At 59.6% G+C, this 15,464-nt stretch carries 13 protein-coding genes and 1 other RNA gene; 9 read left to right on the top strand and 5 right to left on the bottom strand.

Going from position 1 to position 15,464, the window contains the following annotated elements:
* Nucleotide 1 precedes the first annotated feature (1 nt).
* Both ABRP84_RS09915 and ABRP84_RS09920 read right to left on the bottom strand, forming a co-directional pair.
* Nucleotides 2-943, bottom strand: coding sequence for an SURF1 family cytochrome oxidase biogenesis protein (locus ABRP84_RS09915; protein ID WP_023023212.1), 942 nt, complete (start codon nt 941-943; stop codon nt 2-4).
* A gap of 10 nt (nt 944-953) precedes the next feature.
* Nucleotides 954-1,445 carry a low molecular weight protein-tyrosine-phosphatase gene (locus ABRP84_RS09920; RefSeq protein ID WP_023023210.1) on the bottom strand — a complete coding sequence of 164 codons (492 nt, stop codon included), beginning with the start codon at nt 1,443-1,445 and terminating at the stop codon, nt 954-956.
* Nucleotides 1,446-1,538: 93 nt separating this feature from the next.
* Here ABRP84_RS09920 and ABRP84_RS09925 point away from each other — a divergent pair, with 93 nt between their 5' ends.
* From ABRP84_RS09925 to rnpB, 4 genes are all read left to right on the top strand, one after another.
* Nucleotides 1,539-2,681 carry a Nif3-like dinuclear metal center hexameric protein gene (locus tag ABRP84_RS09925; RefSeq protein ID WP_023023208.1) on the top strand — a complete coding sequence of 381 codons (1,143 nt, stop codon included), beginning with the start codon at nt 1,539-1,541 and terminating at the stop codon, nt 2,679-2,681.
* Nucleotides 2,682-3,401 (top strand): zinc ribbon domain-containing protein, encoded by a 720-nt coding sequence (locus ABRP84_RS09930; RefSeq protein WP_023023207.1) that lies wholly within the window; start codon nt 2,682-2,684, stop codon nt 3,399-3,401.
* Nucleotides 3,398-4,573, top strand: coding sequence for a bifunctional RNase H/acid phosphatase (locus tag ABRP84_RS09935; RefSeq protein WP_023023205.1), 1,176 nt, complete (start codon nt 3,398-3,400; stop codon nt 4,571-4,573). The genes ABRP84_RS09930 and ABRP84_RS09935 overlap by 4 nt, the downstream gene beginning before the upstream one ends.
* A gap of 15 nt (nt 4,574-4,588) precedes the next feature.
* Nucleotides 4,589-5,042: RNase P RNA component class A (rnpB, locus tag ABRP84_RS09940), an RNA gene on the top strand.
* A gap of 3 nt (nt 5,043-5,045) precedes the next feature.
* On the opposite strand, the gene ABRP84_RS09945 is transcribed toward rnpB, so the two are convergent.
* Nucleotides 5,046-6,320, bottom strand: coding sequence for a galactokinase family protein (locus ABRP84_RS09945; RefSeq protein WP_023023204.1), 1,275 nt, complete (start codon nt 6,318-6,320; stop codon nt 5,046-5,048).
* Nucleotides 6,321-6,572: 252 nt separating this feature from the next.
* Here ABRP84_RS09945 and ABRP84_RS09950 point away from each other — a divergent pair, with 252 nt between their 5' ends.
* Complete coding sequence (locus ABRP84_RS09950) at nt 6,573-6,767, top strand: hypothetical protein (RefSeq protein ID WP_023023202.1); 195 nt, start codon at nt 6,573-6,575, stop codon at nt 6,765-6,767.
* A gap of 70 nt (nt 6,768-6,837) precedes the next feature.
* Here ABRP84_RS09950 and ABRP84_RS09955 read toward each other — a convergent pair whose 3' ends face one another.
* On the bottom strand, nt 6,838-8,595 hold the full coding sequence (locus tag ABRP84_RS09955; protein WP_023023200.1) for a CYTH and CHAD domain-containing protein: 1,758 nt from the start codon (nt 8,593-8,595) through the stop codon (nt 6,838-6,840).
* Nucleotides 8,596-8,769: 174 nt separating this feature from the next.
* The gene (locus ABRP84_RS09960; RefSeq protein ID WP_023023198.1) at nt 8,770-9,810 is read right to left on the bottom strand and encodes a DUF2786 domain-containing protein; all 1,041 of its coding nucleotides are present in this window, start codon (nt 9,808-9,810) and stop codon (nt 8,770-8,772) included.
* A gap of 195 nt (nt 9,811-10,005) precedes the next feature.
* Here ABRP84_RS09960 and ABRP84_RS09965 point away from each other — a divergent pair, with 195 nt between their 5' ends.
* From ABRP84_RS09965 to ABRP84_RS09980, 4 genes are all read left to right on the top strand, one after another.
* Nucleotides 10,006-11,343: a glutamine synthetase family protein gene (locus tag ABRP84_RS09965; RefSeq protein ID WP_023023196.1), complete on the top strand. Its 1,338-nt coding sequence runs from the start codon at nt 10,006-10,008 to the stop codon at nt 11,341-11,343.
* A gap of 7 nt (nt 11,344-11,350) precedes the next feature.
* Nucleotides 11,351-14,410 carry a bifunctional [glutamine synthetase] adenylyltransferase/[glutamine synthetase]-adenylyl-L-tyrosine phosphorylase gene (locus tag ABRP84_RS09970; RefSeq protein ID WP_023023194.1) on the top strand — a complete coding sequence of 1,020 codons (3,060 nt, stop codon included), beginning with the start codon at nt 11,351-11,353 and terminating at the stop codon, nt 14,408-14,410.
* Between the two features lie 97 nt (nt 14,411-14,507).
* A complete protein-coding gene (locus ABRP84_RS09975; protein WP_349853611.1) occupies nt 14,508-14,879 on the top strand; it encodes a Cgl2226 family protein in 372 nt (123 codons plus the stop codon).
* On the top strand, nt 14,872-15,339 hold the full coding sequence (locus tag ABRP84_RS09980; protein ID WP_284772032.1) for a hypothetical protein: 468 nt from the start codon (nt 14,872-14,874) through the stop codon (nt 15,337-15,339). The genes ABRP84_RS09975 and ABRP84_RS09980 overlap by 8 nt, the downstream gene beginning before the upstream one ends.
* Nucleotides 15,340-15,464 lie beyond the last annotated feature (125 nt).

Here is a 15,464-nt window from a genome sequence, read left to right on the forward strand (position 1 = left end):
GTTAGTAGCGCTCGCGGCGGCGCTTTTTCAGCTTGGCATAGTGATCCGGCTTGGAATCGCCGTAGCGGGAGCGGTTGCGCAGCGCGGCGGCGTGAGGTGCAGCATCCGTAGCGGTGTCGGTGCCAGGTTCGTCGTTGACGGAGGAGCTGGACGTGGGGGCATCGGCAAGCGATTCCGCATCCGCGTCGAGGGTCTGCATGGCGGCTTCTTCTTCGCGCAGGCGGCGGCGCTCGCGGATTTCGGACCAGATAAAATAGCCCAACCCCAGCGGGGCCATGATACCAAAGGCGATCCACTGGTAGCCGTAGGAAAGGTGGTTGCCGCGGTCGAGCTGCGGAATGGGCATTGCGTTGAGCACGCCCGGCTGGTCCTCGGAGAGCTGGATGTAGTCTTGGCCTAAGTCGGCACCGATAAGCGAGCCCACTTGCTCGGTGTGGATGGAGTAGACCTGCTGGTAGCCCTCCTGCGTGATGGGGGCGGTCTGGTGCTCGGCCTCATTCGAGCGCACCATGCCGGTAATGGTTATCTCTCCGGAAGGGGCGGGCGGAATATCCGGCACCGCATTGCCCTCCTCGGCGCTGACCCAACCGCGGTTAATCAGCATGGTCAAACCCGCATCGGTGCGGAAAGGCACCAAGGACTGATAGGACGGGCCGGAACCTGCGGGGCGCAGGCGGAGCAGCACCTCATCCTCGGGCAGGTAGTGCCCCTTGAGCGTGGTGCGGGACCATTCATCACCGGAAATGGCGCCGTCAGCGTCCACGACCTGGTCAATCGGCTGCGGATCGGCCTCATAGGCGTGGGTGATGTTTTCATTGCGCTCCACAATGTCATCGTCCTTTCCCAATTGCCATGGGGCAAGGACACTAAAGGCCAAGTAAGAAAATGCCACCACGAAAAGCAGCATGAGCACCCAGCCAGGCTTGAGGAACGTCTTTAGCATGCCCCCAAGTCTAGTCGCGGTTCTCGCGAATCCAATCCAGCAGGCCGGGGACCGCGGCTTCGATATTCTTGCGCGCGGTTTCGAAGTCTTCTTCGGTGCCGTAGTAGGGGTCGGCGACCTCTGCGCCTTCCGGGGAATTGGGATCGAAGCTGCGCATCAGACGGACCTTGGCAGGATCGATACCTAGATCGATGAGCGAATCATAGTGTCCGGAATCCATCGCGATGAATAGGTCAGCGTCCATGTGTTCCTCGCCCAATTTGGATGCGCGGTGGGATGCCCCATCGTGTCCGGCGCGGCGCAGCTCCGCCACGGCCCGCTCATCGGCGCCTTGCCCCACGTGCCAACCACCGAGCCCGCAGGAATCCACCGTGGCTAGGAGATCGAGCATGTCATCTTCCATTTCATCGCGCACGATGATTTCAGCCATGGGCGACCGGCAAATATTGCCGGTGCACACAAAGACGAGGTAGAGACCCGAGTGAGAAGAAGATTCAGTCATGCGAAAACCCTTTGCGCAGATAGTACTGTAGTGCGGGAGACAGGATATAGCACTAGCGTAATTTACAAGAATCGAGCATAAAGGAGTATCGCCATGTCTGCTGTGCGAGTGGGCGATGTGCGCCGCGTTTTGGACAAGGCTTACCCGCCCCATTTGGCCGAAAAGTGGGATGCCGTAGGCCTTATTTGCGGCGACCCCGCAGACGAGGTGCGTACCGTCGCCTTTGCTTTAGATTGCACCCAAGAGGTAGCGGACCGCGCGGTTGAGCTCGGCGCGGATATGTTGGTAGTCCACCACCCGCTGCTACTGCGCGGCGTGGAATCCGTGGCGGCCGATACCCCTAAGGGCAAGGTTGTTCATACCTTGATTAAAAATGGGGTGGCGCTTTTTGCCGCCCACACCAACGCAGATAAGGCTCGCCCCGGGGTTAACGATAAGTTGGCGGAACTCGTTGGCATTACCCCAGGTCGGCCCATCGTGCCGGAGGCTCCAGACGCCATTGATAAGTGGGGGGTGCATATCCCTACCGGCAGCGTGGAGCAGGTAAAGCAGGCGCTTTTCGATGCCGGCGCGGGCCACATCGGCGCCTACTCCCACTGCTCATTCGATATCGCGGGCGCAGGCCAATTCCAGCCGGAGGAGGGCGCGGATCCGGTTGAAGGGAGCATCGGCAAGCTGCACCGCGGCGACGAGGTACGGGTGGAATTCGTGGCTCCCGCCTCGTTGCGGTCCACGTTGATTGCGGCGCTGCACGCGGCGCACCCGTATGAGGTGCCCGCCTATGACATCGTGGAAACGGCCGGAAGCGGCGATCTTGATACCGCACTGGGGCTCGGGCGCGTGGGCGAGCTGCCCCGCGAGATGACCCTGCGGGAGTTTACGCAACAGGTGGCCAACGCCCTGCCCGAAACCGCGTGGGGCATCCGAGCCGCGGGTGACCCAGAGCAAAAGGTGCGCACAGTGGCGGTATCGTCCGGCGCTGGGGATTCCTTCCTGGGGGCTGCGGCGAAGCTGGGCGTCGATGTGTACGTCACCTCCGATTTGCGCCACCACCCGGTGGACGAGCATCTGCGCGCCGGGGGACCAGCCGTCATCGATACGGCCCACTGGGCCAGCGAGTTTCCTTGGACGGCGCAAGCAAGCGATATCGTAGAAGCAGCATTAGAACTAGATACGGAAATTATTAGCCTGCGAACTGATCCGTGGACTATCTCCGCGCACCCAAAGGAGTCATAAGTGAAACTATCGCAAGAACTACAACCGGTACTGCTGGAATTGGCCAACCTGGAACGCTCGCAAGGCATTGGCGGGGATAAAGAGCTGCCAGAAAAGGTCGAGTATGACAAGGCACAGCAGGAACACAAGCGCTTGCTCGATGCCTCCGGTTCCGCACAAATGGCAGTCGATGACATGGAAAATGAAATCCTGCGCATCCAGGCCGATGAGCGTAAGCTGCGCAGGCGCGAACGCGATGACAAGGGCCAGCTTGGCGCCGAGTTGGATACCGAAAAGCGCAAGGACATCGAGCACGATCTCTACGCCACGAAGTCCCGCATCGCCGATCTGATGAGTGAGCTGCAAGAAGCTCACAACGAAATTCACGCGCTGCGCTCCAACCTGGACGTGCACGGTGCGCGCGTCTCAGATTCTGAACGCAAGCTAGAAATGCTGCGCCGCGCCGCAGACGCCGCGCAAGAGGCTGCGGATAACCAGCCCGATCCCGCCGTGCGCATCGCGGATTTGCGCGAACAGCTGCCTTCCGATGTTTTGGAGGAATACGACGCGCAGCGGCAAGAAAACGGTGTTGGCGCCGCGCAGTTTAAGGCCAACCGGGCCTGCGGCGGCTGTTTCATCGTCTTGCCGCCCGCCGATAAGAACGCCGTGCGCAATGCGCCTGCCGATGAGCTTCCGCAATGCACCGACTGCGGTTCCTACCTGGTGCGCCTGGCATCATGAAGGTCATTATCTACGCCGATGGTGGCTCGCGCGGCAATCCCGGAGTAGCCGGTTCAGGCACTGTGGTTTATGCCGCGGATGGCACGACCACCCTGCGCGAAATCGTCTATGTGGTTGGCACCGAGGCCACCAATAATGTGGCCGAATACCACGGCTTATTGCGCGGGCTCGAGGCCGCCTCCGAGCTAGGTGCCAGCGAGGTGGAGTTCTATATGGACTCCAAGCTCGTCGTGGAACAGATCAATGGACGCTGGAAAATCAAGCACCCGGATATGCAAAAGCTGGCCCTTGAGGCCCGCACGCATATCGACGGGTTTTCTTCCTTCAGCCTGGAGTGGGTTCCGCGCGCAAAAAATAAGGTGGCGGATGCGCTATCCAATGACGCGATGGACGCGGCTGCGGCGGGGCATAAGGTGGGCATCGTCAAGAGCGAAACCGATGCGCCTGCCGCCGAGCCTTCGTCCGATGCCGCGCCGGGTGAGCCTACGCCTGCCGAGGACAACCAGGAGTGGGATACCTCCGCGCCGCACCCTTCTGACTGGCTGGGCGAGCGCGGCGATAAGACCCGCTTTATCCTGCTGCGTCATGGCCAAACCGAAATGTCTGCCAACAAGCAATACTCAGGGCGCGCCAATCCGGAGCTTACTGAACTGGGCAAAAAGCAGGCGCTCGCCGCCGCGCAAGCCCTTGCCGGTACCACCATCGACGCCATCGTGTCCTCGCCGCTGAAGCGCTGTCAGGAAACAGCGGCCGCCGTCGCGCATGGCCGCGATATCGACGTGGTGACCGAAGACGGCCTGATCGAGGTGGACTTTGGCGAGTGGGAAGGAAAGACCGCGGCCGAAGCGCACCAGCGCGACCCAGAGATACACGAGCAATGGCTGCACGATGCCGCTACACCGTGCCCCGGCGGGGAATCGCTGCAGGCCGTCAACCGTCGCGTGCGTGCTGCCCGCAAGGAATTGCAGCGGCGCTATAGCGGCAAGACGGTGCTGATTGTCAGCCACGTCAACCCCATCAAATCCTTCCTCTGCCAGGCCCTGAACGCGGGCCCGGCCACCTTCCAACACCTGTTTTTGGATCTGGCGGCGCTATCAGATGTCGAGTTCTGGGACGGCGGCTCTATGGTGCATGGATTCAACGATGTGGGACACCTAGAGGGGCTGCGCTAGACTAAGTAGCGCGAATGAGCCGGCCGGGCGATCGCGTCGCCGCAAACGGGCAGCGTTGGTGCTGCAACGTGGGCGCCGAGGAAAGTCCGGACTCCACAGAGCACGGTGGTTGCTAACGGCAACCCGGGGTGACCCGCGGGCAAGTGCAACAGAAAGTAGACCGCCTTGTGCCTTCACTTGCGTTTCGACCCAAGTAGGGGCCACAAGGTAAGGGTGAAACGGTGCGTTAAGAGCGCACCAGCACCGTCAGCGATGGCGGTGGCTGGGTAAACCCCACCGGGAGCAAGGCATCACGGCCCTGCCACGTTGCAGGGCCCGATCAGGCGTTTTAAGGCTGCTCGCTCGAGCCTGAAGGTAGCTGCTGGAACTAACTGGCAACGGTTGGTCTAGATGGATGTTCGCCGCGCGGTGCCCCACTTGCTGGGGCAACGCGGTTAGACAGAATCCGGCTTATAGGCCGGCTCATTCGCGCTTAATCTTCTACCTTGGCTGGCTCGCCAGCGGCCAGTTTCACAAGCAGAAAACCATCCTCTGCCAAGTCCGCCGCGAAGTTTTCCGCGCGGTTGCTGGGGACATAAGCAATAACGGCGCTAGAAAGTCCCGCGTGCGCCGAGCGCGCGGCCACCCCGCCGCGGACCGTGACCAGCTCCGCCAGCTTTTCTGCGGAATCGAAGCCATAAATATTGGTCAGCGAGGCCTGCGATTGCAACACAATGGGGAAGAGCTCATTGCGGCGGTGCGAGCGTAGGTAGCGCACAAAGTGCTCCACACGGGTGGTCTCTTCCTCATAAAATGCCATCCACTCGGTGGCCGCATTGATGCTGGGCCGGCCCTCTTCGCCGTAGACCTTGTGTACCGCCTTGAGCCACTCCACTACGCGCTGCTGCGCATCGGGCAATAAGCGCAGCGACTCCGTGCCGAAGGAATGGCAGGCATCATCAATAAACTGCTGGCGCTGGCGGATGTCACTAATTGCCTGCGCTTGCTCTTGCGAATTGTCCTCGGGCACCGCCACGGCAAAGGCCACCACATCCTGGCCCACCACATGGGGCGCGTGGGTGACCGAGCCATCGGCATAGTCGATGATGCACACGCCGTCACCACTGCTGCGCAGCGCGGCCGTGTGGCGCGCGCGAAGGGCGGGCTTATGAGCAAAGGTGGTCACCGCTTGGGTGCAGACATCCGCAACGCGCACGCGCAAAGGTGCGTCGAGGTTTTCGGCTGGACCCATTAAGGCAAGCGCAACGGCAACATCCGCCGCCGATGCAGCGCCTAAGCCGATATCGGCAGGGATATCGCTCACAATAGTGATATCCGCCCCAGCCGTTTCCCGGGAGAGCAACTGGCGGTTCACCATGGTGTGCACGATGCCGCCGATGCGCGCAGCCAGCCCACCCTCTGGTGCGGGAGGAATGACCGGTTGGCCTTCTGAGTCCGTCGTGGGTTGTTGCGCCGCGGCGAGCACAGCCACCTCCTGGAGGCCAATAGAATCGTGCGCAGGCTCCCCACAAGCCGGCACGTAGTGGACGGAAACGATGCCATCCGTGCGCGAACTGACGGCCGCTGCTGCGCGGAGATCCGACAAGCTTGCGGCGACGATGCCTCCGTAATGATCGATATGCTCACCAATAAGTGGCCAGGTCGCGGGCGCGCTGGCGACATGGGTGGGCTCCGTTCCCACGATAGTGGCGTGTCGTTGTGCAACGCGCTCAGTAATAGGGGACTTAGGCGTCGACCACAGTGGCATGAAGGCACAAGCTCCTTTTCCAATTCGGCGGATAAAAATCACGTGGCTACGTGGCGCGGGCTAGCGCCATGGACAAAGTAGCCGATAAAGCGGCTCCCTTGCTCTGCTTAAGAGAGCAGGGAGAGGCATCAAAAGAAATACTGCCCTCATATTCTAGCGGGCACGTGTTTTCGTGCATGGGTAGTGTGGGCACCAACCACAAACAGGCGGCGCACACGTGCTGCCCAGAGTATATAGACGAAAGGGACTACCGTGGCGACTACAGCAGATGAGAAATGGTATTACGACCCCTCCACCAAGGAAGTCAGCAAGGGCAAAGTATCCGGCTGGGAAAACCGCATGGGCCCCTATGACACCCGCGAAGAGGCCGAGCACGCCATAGAAATCGCGCGCGCCCGCACCAAGGCAGCCGATGCCGCAGATAAAGAAGATGATGGCTGGGACTAGTTAATTTCCCAACCATCACCTGACAGTGACTAAAGCGGCCTAACGCGGCACATCTGGTGCCGCTGCAGCACTACTTCTTCAGCTTCTTGCGCAGCGGCTTAAACGCGGCCTTGATGTCCTTGAAAGATTCGTTGTAATCATCCAAGGCGGCGAGGCCGATGGAGCGTTCGCGCTGGTATAGCAGGCCGTAACCGAAGGTATCTTCTCCGCGGCGGTGCGCATTGTGGGCCAGTTCTAGCAATTTATCCCGCGAGGTGACCGAGTCTTGGAAATCCCCCAAGACCGATTGCATCTTTTTGCAGGCCTTGTACAGGCGCTTGGTCTTTAGCTTCGTTGCTGAACCGGCCGCCTCTGCTGCGTAACGCAGTTTCTTGGCAGCCTTGCGCATATCGTGGAAATAATCCTCGCGCTCGTGCAGCGAAAGCTCCGCGTTATCCCAGTTCTCCACGGCCTTCTTATGCCGCTTGACCAGCTTCTTATAGGCCTTTTCTAGATGGCGTGCCATTACGGCATCGACGTCCTCGGCCTCCGCTTCGCCAGCGCTAGACGGTTCTTCCGTCTTCTTTTCAGCGGCCGATTCTTCCTCTGCGGTATGCGCTTCCGCAGATTCTTCGGCTGAATTATCGGTTGCATCCTCGGACGCTTGCGCAGTCGCGTCCACGGCAGTGGAAACGTCATCACCGTCGGCATCTTCTGCGGATTGAGAGCCGGCCGTAGGGGGATCCGCCAAAAGGCGGTCGAGGGACTCGAGCAATTCGAGGTATTCCTCAGAATTTAGCGCGGCGATAACCCTGCGGTGCGCCCGCCGGTAGGCGGTACCCATATCGCGGGAGATGTGTTCGCGGGTGGCGGCATCCAAGGTATCGGAATCCTCGGACTCCAGGAGCTCTTGCCAGCGCTCTTCTACGACCTCTGCATCGCGGGCTACGCCCAAAATACCGGCCAGCTCTTTGAGGTCGGCTTCGATTTTTTCAATCTGCGGGCCGACGACGATGCCATGAAAAGTTTGTAGGTGGCTGCGCAGCTCGCGGGTAGCCACGCGCATTTGGTGCACCGAGTCCCACTCATCGCGGCGAACGCGCGGATCGTAATCAATCAGTTTGTCGCGGTTGGCCTGCAGCGCTGTAATCACTGCTGCTGCCGGGGAATCCTCATCAACATCCGGGGTTACGAGCGCGGGCGGCAGGGGAGCATTGTTGTAGGAATCTCCCAAGGCCGACTTCAACTTAGACGGGGACGAAGAAACGCGAGCCCCAGCGCCGATGAGAAGTGAAGTAGCGCGGCGGATGAACTGGCTTCCTTCTTCGGTGCCTGGAAGATCACCGGCAAGCTCCACTTCCCATTCGCGCCAAGATTGCTGCTGCCCGCCGGGCAGGAAAGAAAAGGCGGTAACGTGGTCATCGCAGAATTCCGCGACCGGATTATTGTGCTCGTCAGCCAGCAGCATCTCGGTGCGGTTATTATCCACCTGCGCAATGGGGTTTAATTCATTGTGGCGAATGATGGAGCGCACCTGCTGTACCAGCTCTTGGGGGACCTCGTATTTGCCGTCTACCGGTTCTCCCAGTTCGGTATGAATCTCGGTCCGTCCGCCCTCGCTGGGGATCTTGATGTGCCAGCCATCGTCATTGCCGCCGGTGCGGCGGCGCAAGGTGATTTTGGCGTGCGTTAGGCGCAAATCTTCCGTGTCGTAATAAATAGCAGATAGAGCGTGGTGGCGCGTTTCTGCAATATGGTCAACTGATTTGAGTCGAGTGAGTTCAGGCAGCTGAGTCGATTCTGCTACGGCGAATTTCGCTTCTACTTCCAGAAAAGTCTGTGTTGACATTCACATACCCTTAAGCTTTTACAACAATTAATTTCACCTGAGATCCTACCCGTGACGCGCAGCAGGCGCCTGAAAAATTTCGCAGCGTTTGCTGTGCGCACAGGTAGAAATGTACCGCTGACACCATGGGGCTAAAAGCAGACAGAGGAGGCCACGGAGCAAGGGCCGCCGGTATTAAGAATCGATGCCAGTAGCGGGTCTGCCTAAGTGAGACCTATCCGCGGCCGTGATGCCGTCAGTGATGCCATGCAAGCTGTTCATGGATAGCGAGGATGTAGTTAGGTTGGGAAATAAGCGGTTTCGGGTTTCCTCGGCATGATCGGTGCGCGCTTGGAGCGCAGGCAGTGTCTGAGTGGCGATGAGCTCTGCGTGGTGGCTGCAATAGGGAGACTCATCGAGTTTTTCTTCGATGCCGTCTTCATTGGCTAGCTGCAGCAGTTCCCCAATTCGGGCGGCATAGGAAAGCCGGAAGCTACGACGATAGGCTGCGGTGGTCTGCGTTGCCCGCGCAAACTCGGCACCCTCACTGTTGCGCATATACCAATCGCATTGGCGGTTCAGGGAGGAGAAAAGATCGGCGCAGTGGGCGGTATCTTCGGGCGCGCCAATGATGCAGGCAAGGCCCTTTTCGTGGATGAGGAGAGTGGTGCAGCCATTGGCACTGGCGATAGTGCCTAACAAGGTGACCTGGTGCTTGATATATGGTGGGTGAACATGCACGCGGTGGGAAATGAGGCGGGGCTGGTCACCGGTTAGGAGGTCTTCGATGCGGTATTTTTGCTGCAGCGACTGCGCCTTGGAAATGAGTATCTCTGCCTCTTCTGCAAAAGAGGTGGATTCTGCCTTCCGCAATAGTCCCAAGACCTTGTGGCGTATTTTATCCTGCTTGTCGCTAGGGCCGTCGGTCTGGCTCAGCTCGCCGCCTGCTAGAAGTTCGGTATCGCGCAAACGCGGAAGATGCACCAGTTCTTTCATGATGGCGCGCATTTTATCGCGGGGAATGAAATTTTCTTGTGGGGCTTCTAATTGCAACCACGCTTTGCGCAGCGCGGGTGAGGTGATGCGGGCAGGTACGTGCGGGCTAGCGCGGTAGATGAGGGGATAGGAATAAGAGCCTAGGACGTGGCGTAAATCGTCCGGGGACCACCCGTATTGGGCGGCGGTCACTACGGCATCGATAACGCTGGCAGAAAGTTCATCAACGTGGGAGGTCATTGTAATTTCTTCCTTTAGATAGCTTGTACAGGTGTTCGCTTGCCCCACTAGCAAAGCACGTGCGCGCAGCCGTACCTGCTCCTATAGCCCCCGCTAGCTACCCCCTGAATACTCTGGCGACCTGCGAATCTGACCATGTGGAAATTGACTAATGAACTGCACACTGCTTAGCGGTGAGCCGGTAAGGTTTAGGGCATGAATAGCCAACACGAATTCGTCTTACGCACCGTTGAGGAACGCGATATCCGCTTTATCCGCTTGTGGTTTACGGATATCATGGGCGCCCTCAAATCCGTAGTGATGAGCCCCTCCGAACTCGAATCCGCCTTTGAGGAGGGGATTGGCTTTGATGGCTCGTCGGTAGAGGGATTTTCCCGCATCTCTGAATCGGACACCATTGCGCTGCCGGATCCCTCCACCTTTCAAATCCTGCCGTTTGATGACAATGAGCCGGACCTGCAAACGGCGCGCATGTTCTGCGATATTGCGCAGCCGGATGGCCAGCCTTCCGTGGTGGATCCGCGCCATATCCTGCGCCGCCAGGTCACCGAGGCGGCTAATGATGGATTTACCTGCATGGTCTCGCCGGAAATTGAGTTCTACCTGCTGGAACACAGCCGGGAGCTAACAGATCTTGTCCCCACCGATAATGGCGGGTATTTCGATCAAGCGACTCACGATACTGCGCCGCTCTTTCGCCGCCGCGCCATGTTGGCGTTGGAATCGCTCGGCATCGCCACCGAATTTAGCCACCACGAAACCGCGCCGGGCCAGCAGGAAATCGATCTCCGCCATGCCGATGTGTTGACCATGGCGGATAATATTATGACCTTCCGGCGGGTTATTAAGCAGGTAGCCACGGATTCAAATGTGCGTGCTACGTTTATGCCCAAGCCCTTTGAGGATCTCCCGGGCTCCGGAATGCACACACACTTTAGCCTTTTTGAAGGCCAGTCCAATGCCTTCCACGATCCGGACGATGAATTTTCGCTCTCACACACCGCCAAGCAGTTCATCGCCGGAATTTTGGAGCACTCTACGGAGATGAGCCCCATTATCAACCAGTGGCCCAACTCCTATAAGAGGCTGATGTTTGGCAATGAGGCGCCGGGTTCGGCCACGTGGGGAGTGCAGAACCGTTCCGCCCTAGTGCGCGTGCCGACGTACCGCTTGACCAAGGAGGAATCGCGCCGGGTGGAAATCCGTTCCATCGATGCTTCCATGAACCCATACTTGGGCTATGCGGTCATCCTCGCAGCCGGGCTGCGCGGCATCCGAGAAGGCTACGAATTAGACGATCCCGCGGAAGACGATGTCCATCAGCTCACCCACCGGGAACGCCGCGCCATGGGGTATAAGGATCTTCCCTCCAGCATGGACCAGGCACTGCGCGAGTTCGAAAAGTCCGAATTTATGGCGGAGGTCTTGGGCGAGCACGTCTTCGAGTTCTTCTTGCGCGCCAAGTGGGAAGAATGGCGCGATTACCAGCGCCAAATTACTACAGTCGAGCTGCGCAACAACCTGAATTTCTAGGAGAATAATGCGTCCTGCCACGGTGCCTTCGCCGGCGTCGCTGGGCCTTAGCCGGTCCCATGCCGCACAAGACTTAGAACAACTGGGATGGAATAACCCGGAGTCCGTTGACCTTCTATGGACGCTGGCTGCGGTCGGTGATCCAGATTTGGCGCTTAATAACCTCGTGCGCATTTACGAGCAAGCCCCGGAGCTCGATGCGGAAATCCGCAGCAATGAGCAAGTGCGGGTGCGCCTTCTCGCGCTCTTGGGTGCGTCGACGGCGTTTGGGGATCACCTCGCTGCCCACCCAGAGTTGTGGGAAGAGCTGAAAAAGCCCCTGCCGGAGCCAGAGGAGATGCTCACCAGCCTGCTTGAAACGGTGGGGGCGCAGCCGGCAACGTTTGCCGCAGAGCTCGATGCTCCTGATCCAGCGAGGGAGGATCTCAGCGCACCGGGCACGTACCGCGCGAGCGAAGGTGAGCACAAAAAGGAGATGCGTACCCAGTACCGCACGCTGATGATGCGGCTTGCCGCGCACGATGTGGCGGGTACCTTCCACTCCCGCAAGGGGCAATCCCGCCCGCAGCCGGCGGTAAGCTTTCGGCAGGTCACCACGCTGACGACTGCGCTTGCCGATGCCGCCCTTACCGCATCCCTTGCCGTTGCGGTGCGCAAGATTTACGGCGATGATCCGCTCGATGCGCAGCTTGCCGTCATGGCGATGGGCAAGTGCGGTGCCGGCGAGCTCAATTACATTTCCGATGTGGACGTTATCTTCGTCGGCAGCGAGGCAACGCCCAAGGCCACCCGGCTCGCCGCGGAGTTTAACCGGATTGGGTCGACGACATTTTTTGATGTCGATGCGAACCTGCGGCCGGAGGGTAAGTCTGGGGCGCTGGTGCGCACGCTGGATTCGCACGTGACCTACTACCGCCGGTGGGCAGAGACCTGGGAATTCCAGGCGCTGCTCAAGGCGCGGGCGATGACCGGCTACCTGCCGTTGGGGCAGGATTACCTGGAACAAATCCGGCCGATGGTCTGGACGGCTTCGCAGCGCGATTCCTTCGTGGAAGACGTCCAAGCCATGCGCCGGCGCGTATTGGATAATGTGCCGGATGAGCTCAAACACCGAGAGCTCAAGCTGGGCGTCGGCGGGCTGCGCGATATCGAATTTGCGGTGCAATTGCTGCAATTGGTGCACGGGCGCTCCGATGAATCTCTGCGCGCGCTTTCGACAGTGGATGCCCTCGACGCGCTTATCTCCGCAGGCTACGTGGGCCGCGAAGATGGCACGCAGCTCATTGAGGCTTATGAATTTTTGCGCCTTTTAGAACACCGCCTGCAATTGGAGCGCTTCCGCCGCACACACACGCTGCCGGCAAATGATGATGAAGCGGGCATGAACTGGCTCGCGGTGATTTCGGGATTCTCGCCGCAGGGCACAAAGTCTGCGGTGCAGGGCATGTTAGCGCATTTGCGGCGCATTAGGATGCGCATTTCTGAGTTGCACTCGCGCCTGTTTTATCGCCCGTTGCTCAATTCCGTGGTGACCATGTCCGCCGATGAGCTAAAGCTTTCGCCGGAGGCGGCAAAGCTGCAGCTTGCGGCATTGGGGTATAGCTCGCCGGTGCGCGCCTTTGAGCACCTGACCTCGCTAGCCTCCGGTACGTCCCGCAAGGCACGCATTCAAGCCATCTTGCTGCCCACCTTGATGGAATGGCTGGCAGACACCGCGGATCCGGATATGGGGTTGCTCAATTACCGCAAGCTATCAGAGGCGGCCCGCGATAAGTCATGGTTCCTGCGGATTTTGCGGGATGAGGGGATCGTCGGCCAGCGCCTGATGCATATCCTAGGGACCTCGCCATTTACCGCGGACCTTATTATCAGCGCCCCGGATTCGGTAAAGCAGCTTTCCGATGGCGCGACCGGCCCCAAGTTGCTCGAAACCAAGCCTGAGCAGGTGTCCAAGGCTCTGGTTAATTCCAGCAAGCGCCATGCGCACCCGGATAAGGCGGTGGCGGTCGCGCGCTCGCTACGCAGGGTGGAGCTGGCGCGCATCGCCAGCGGTGATCTTCTAGGGATAATCCCCGTTGAGCAGGTGTGCCAAGAACTGTCGACCATCTGGAACGCAGTCTTGGAAGCCGCCCTGCGCGCTGAGGTGCGGGCCTGGCGGATGGACCACGAGGATGCGGAACCGCCGGCGCGCATTGCAGTTATTGGCATGGGCCGGCTCGGTGGCCGTGAGCTTGGGTTCGGCTCCGATGCAGATGTCCTTTTTGTGGCAGAGCCTGAAGCTGCAGACGATGAAGGCGAGGCTATGCGGTGGGCTATCGGGATCGTCGATAAGCTGCGCCGTCGCCTTGCCAAGCCTTCTGGGGATCCTCCCTTGGACGTTGACTTGGGCTTGCGCCCAGAGGGACGATCTGGCGCGGTGGTGCGCAGCATTGCCTCCTACAAGCGCTATTACCGCGAGTGGGGCGAGGCTTGGGAAATGCAGGCGCTGCTGCGTGCGGCCTTCATCGCCGGGGACGAGGAAGTGGGCCAGCGCTTTATGGAGATGATCGATGAATACCGCTACCCGGATAGCGGCGCGAGCCAGTCCACCATTCGCGCCATCCGGCGCATGAAGGCTCGGGTGGATAATGAGCGCCTGCCGCGTGGGGCCGACCGCACCACCCACACGAAGCTGGGGCGCGGGGCGCTGACCGATATTGAATGGACGGTGCAGCTGCTTATTATGATGCACGGGCATGAGCATCCCGAGCTGCGGCAACCAGGGACCTTGCCGGTGCTGGAGGCGCTGGAACAAAGCGGCATCTTAAGCGCCGATCAAACCAGTGACCTGCGAGATGCGTGGTTGATGGCAACGGACGCCCGCAACGCGTTGGTGCTGGTGCGCGGCAAGCGCGTGGACCAATTGCCTGGGCCTGGCCCACAATTGGCCCAGGTAGCCGGCGCGGCCGGCTGGACGCCGGAGAATAACCAGGATTTCCTGGATACGTACCTGAAATTGACCCGGCACGCGCGCAAGGTGGTCGATGAAGTCTTTTGGGGAGAGGAGGAATCCTTCGAGCATTCTTAAAGTTGCCGCATAACTTGGTCTATACAGCACTAATTCCCTTAACTTTTGAAGTATCGGACCCTAGAGTAGGAATAAGTTAGAGAAAGGATCTTTGGTTATGTCATTTCAGCTGCAGCTCGATGTGGACTCCGCCACCGTTGGAGAATTGGCCGCATTGCTTTCTGCCGCTCGCGCGGCAGGGGTCCGTGATGATGACGTCCTAGAGTTAGATGGCACCACCTTGACCATTGAGGTCTCGGCCCCACACACGGGCGCGTCCCGCGGCGGGCAGAACCTCGACGCTTCGCATCACCAAGAAGATCTTGGCCGCGAGGGCGCTACGGACTCCCGCTCGCGCGGGCGCGGCGACCGCATTGGGGAGGCCACAATCCGCTCACTCATCGATATTTTGAATGAACGCGGCAACGGTAGTTCCTCGCGCGGCAATGGTTATGGCTTCTTCGGAGGAAATTCGGATTACCATGACTAAATCTTCGGGAGCCCACCGCAGGAAGCTAATCTACCTCTGGGGCTGTATCGCCGTGGCGACCATTATCGCCGTCGTCGTTGGCACGTGGGCAACCAGCCGCCATCATCCTCCGAAAGGGACGATGACCGTGGGCGATGCCGTAGCCGGGGGAGTCGTGCAAGAAGAAGCGCCCGCCCAAGTTAATGGTTCGGTAGAAAACGATTCCTCTTCAGAAGCTAATCGCGTGATGTCGCTGGCAAAGGCGTTGGGGATTCCCTTGGAATCGGTGCCGCGCGATATAACCCAGAATAAATCCGGAAAGTCAGATGTCCGTCAGTATCTAGAGCGCGAGTTAAAGAGCGCCGTGGCTTCTGGTGAGCTGGATGAAGACGACGAAAAGGCCATCATCGGCGCCTTTGAAAAAGGCATTGTCATCCCAGCCAGCGATGGCATCGTGGCCGAAAGCGCCCCGGCTAATTAGGTCAGTACCAGTCTCTGCTTAGCCCCAACTCGTGCTTCGGTTGGGGCGGCAGCCGCTTGAGCGTCTTCCAGTCGAGGAATGCCCAAGAAGTTTCAGGAAACCGGCAGACTGAGGGCATGGCCTTA

The sequence above is a fragment of the Corynebacterium sp. KPL2861 genome (assembly GCF_040225475.1).
Taxonomy (GTDB): Bacteria; Actinomycetota; Actinomycetes; order Mycobacteriales; family Mycobacteriaceae; genus Corynebacterium.

Bases quoted from the DNA above. Each gene is read 5' to 3' on its own strand.
- ABRP84_RS09925 (WP_023023208.1), top strand. From the start codon at position 1,539: ATGTCTGCTGTGCGAGTGGGCGATGTGCGCCGCGTTTTGGACAAGGCT.
- ABRP84_RS09920 (WP_023023210.1), bottom strand. From the start codon at position 1,445: ATGACTGAATCTTCTTCTCACTCGGGTCTCTACCTCGTCTTTGTGTGC.
- ABRP84_RS09965 (WP_023023196.1), top strand. From the start codon at position 10,006: ATGAATAGCCAACACGAATTCGTCTTACGCACCGTTGAGGAACGCGAT.
- ABRP84_RS09955 (WP_023023200.1), bottom strand. From the start codon at position 8,595: ATGTCAACACAGACTTTTCTGGAAGTAGAAGCGAAATTCGCCGTAGCA.
- ABRP84_RS09945 (WP_023023204.1), bottom strand. From the start codon at position 6,320: ATGCCACTGTGGTCGACGCCTAAGTCCCCTATTACTGAGCGCGTTGCA.
- ABRP84_RS09970 (WP_023023194.1), top strand. From the start codon at position 11,351: ATGCGTCCTGCCACGGTGCCTTCGCCGGCGTCGCTGGGCCTTAGCCGG.
- ABRP84_RS09915 (WP_023023212.1), bottom strand. From the start codon at position 943: ATGCTAAAGACGTTCCTCAAGCCTGGCTGGGTGCTCATGCTGCTTTTC.
- ABRP84_RS09960 (WP_023023198.1), bottom strand. From the start codon at position 9,810: ATGACCTCCCACGTTGATGAACTTTCTGCCAGCGTTATCGATGCCGTA.
- ABRP84_RS09980 (WP_284772032.1), top strand. From the start codon at position 14,872: ATGACTAAATCTTCGGGAGCCCACCGCAGGAAGCTAATCTACCTCTGG.
- ABRP84_RS09935 (WP_023023205.1), top strand. From the start codon at position 3,398: ATGAAGGTCATTATCTACGCCGATGGTGGCTCGCGCGGCAATCCCGGA.
- ABRP84_RS09975 (WP_349853611.1), top strand. From the start codon at position 14,508: ATGTCATTTCAGCTGCAGCTCGATGTGGACTCCGCCACCGTTGGAGAA.